The 3,030-nt window shown below is 45.7% G+C and carries 2 protein-coding genes; both read left to right on the forward strand.

The features are described from left to right. The coding region (locus tag RRG12_RS42375; RefSeq protein ID WP_420763236.1) for an FAD-binding protein at positions 1-1,420 on the forward strand (1,420 nt) is incomplete at its 5' end. A 147-nt stretch (positions 1,421-1,567) separates the two neighbouring features. After that, complete coding sequence (locus tag RRG12_RS42380; protein ID WP_420760329.1) at positions 1,568-2,836, forward strand: MFS transporter; 1,269 nt, start codon at positions 1,568-1,570, stop codon at positions 2,834-2,836. Positions 2,837-3,030: the final 194 nt, after the last annotated feature.

The raw sequence follows: 3,030 nt of genomic DNA on the forward strand, positions 1-3,030 counted from the left end.
CCCACCAGACCCAGAGCAACGGGAAGCGGCAATGGCCAGCCGGGAAGCAATGGGAGGCTTTCTGGCAGACCGCCACTGGATGACTAGGGTATTAGATCGCACCTATGACAACATTAACTCCCTCGCAGATCAGGGCTATCCTTTCAGCGTTGATGCTAATGGACAAGTTATCCGTCGCTCTTTACAAGGGCCGGATTATATGCGTTTCATGCGGAAAAAGATTAAGCAAGCAGGGGTGAAAATTTTAGACCACAGTCCGGCTTTAGAGTTGCTTGTGGATACAGAAGGCACTGTAGCCGGGGCTAAGGGTATCAATCGCCAATCTGCGGAACGTTGGACAGTTCGAGCCGGGGCAGTTGTGATTGCTACAGGGGGCTGTGCTTTCTTGAGTAAGGCTCTCGGTTGTAATGTCTTGACAGGGGATGGTCTATTGATGGCAGCCGAGGCTGGTGCAGATTTCTCTGGTATGGAATTTTCCAACGCATACGCAATTTCCCCTAGTTTCTCCTCTGTCACCAAGACTCGTTATTACGATTGGGCATCTTTTACTTATGAGGATGGCACGGTAATTGAAGGTGCAGGTTCTAAGCGCGGTCGCTCGGTGATTGCTAAAACATTGCTAAATCAGCCCGTTTATGCGCGTCTGGATCAAAATATGGATGAAGAGACAAAAGCCTGGATGAGAGCCTCTCAGCCTAACTTCTTTATCGTTTTCGATCGCGCTGGGATTGACCCCTTTACTCAACGATTCCCGATAACTCTACGCTTGGAAGGAACTGTACGTGGTACTGGTGGGATTCGGATCGCAGACCAAACTTGTGCTACCTCAGTTAATGGACTCTATGCGGCAGGAGATGCAGCTACTAGAGAGTTAATCTGTGGTGGATTCACCGGCGGCGGTAGCCACAATGCAGCCTGGGCAATGTCTTCTGGCTATTGGTCTGGACAATCTGCTGCTAGCTATGCCCTAAGTTTGGGAGAGCAAGCAACCCAGCGCAGTGTGCAGGGAGTTGGTGAAGCGGGATTGCATGGTGAAGGTAATAATAGATTCTCACCAGATGAAGCGATCGCCACAACTCAAGCTGAAGTTTTCCCCTACGATCGCAACCTCTTCCGCACTGCTAGAGGTTTAAGTGCATCCCTGGATAGACTGGATGACCTCTGGCAAGAAATCCGCAATAGCCAAACATTAGATGATAGCCAAATTGTGCGATCGCGCGAAGCGGCGGCGATGGTTGCTACAGCCCGTTGGATGTACAACAGTGGTTTGCAACGTCAGGAAACCAGAGGTATGCACAAACGCGAGGATTACCCGCAACAAGATCCTAACCAGCAATATCGCCTACTGAGTGGTGGGTTAGATAAGATTTGGGTCAAACCTGAATCAGTAGTTGCTACGCGGGAATTAGTAACTGTGTGATTTTCAATTAAAACCTTTGAAGTGGGAAGGAATAAGGTTGTTGCCTCGTTTCTTCCTCTTTTCTGTGCTTTTTTAAACGCAGAGGTAGGCTGAGGGAAGCGCAGAGTGTTTATTCGTGATGAACTTGTGAGATTTTGTACTTAGTTGATGAAATTATTACAGAAATTTGGATTCAAGTTGAATCTTGAACTACCTGCTTTGCGATCGCGCAATTATCGCCTCTACTTTATGGGACAAGCCTTGTCTATGACAGGCAACTTCATGACACAAGTAGCGATTCTCTGGCTGATTTACCGATTGACTGATTCAGCTTTACTATTGGGATTTGCAGGATTTTTTGGACAATTGCCAGTATTTGTACTTGCTCCAATTTCAGGCATTTTAGCCGATCGCTATGACCGACATCGCCTGTTGCTGCTATTTCAAGTTATAGGCATTTCTATGTCTGTAATTCTGACAGTCATCACATTTTTGGGTTGGGCAAATTTTTGGACATTGCTGACTCTGAGTGCATTGTTAGGTTTTCTGAAGGGTTTAGATGTACCTGTACGTCAAGCATTTGTCAGTGATATGGTTAGCCGTGAACTGATGGGAAATGCGATCGCCTTAAATGCAGCTTTTCTCAATGGTGCGCGTCTGATTGGCCCAGCACTTGGTGGCATTTTTATCGCTCAGTTTGGCGCTGGATTCTGCTTTCTTTACGATAGTCTCAGTTACCTTGTTGCTATCTGGGCAATCTCAGCAATGGTGATTACACCCAGAATAGTAGAAATACAGACAAGTAATACTTGGCAGAAGTTAAAAGAAGGGTTTCAATATGCCTACCAATTCTTACCTGTGCGTTCCATTTTGCTATTACTGGCAGTAGCTAGTTTAGTAGGTATGTCATATACGACACTTCTACCCATCTTTGCAGTTGAAGTTCTACAGGGAGGAGCAGAAACATTGGGCTTTCTAACGGCCGCAGCAGCGATGGGATCAGTGTTTGCCTGTGTCTACCTCAGCTTTCGCCAAAACGTAGTAGGTTTAGAAAAACTCATAGCCTTCTGTCCAGCCATCATGGGGATTGGCTTCATCTTTTTCTCTGTCTCTCAAGTCTTTTGGATTTCTCAGTTAGCTTTGGTTTTGGTTGGCTGGAGTTCTACGCTTCAGGTAGCTGCTAGTAACACAGTGCTGCAATTTATTGTGGAAGATAGCAAACGTGGCAGGGTGATGAGCTTTTACGCTATGTGCTTTATGGGTATGGCTCCTTTTGGTAACTTAGTAGCAGGAACTCTGGCACATTATTTCAAGGCTCCGAATACACTGATTTTGGGTGGTGTCGTTTGTATTCTGGGTTCGGTGCTATTCATGCAACAATTGCCCCAGATGGCGAAGTTAATTCACTTGGATACGAAGCAAGTGGCAAGTAATTAACTTCAGGAGATAAGCTGTTACGCAAATAATATTGTACATTTACCTGATGACTGATGACTGAAAACCCCTCAACAGTCATCAGTCAGCAGTTAACGACATCAAAAGTGTTTATATAGTTTAGACGCGCATCAGCTTATACCATTTCACGAAAATCTTGATACATATAGATTTTTCGTAGGGGTAAAGCACTGCTC

The organism is Nostoc sp. CALU 546, assembly GCF_048836525.1.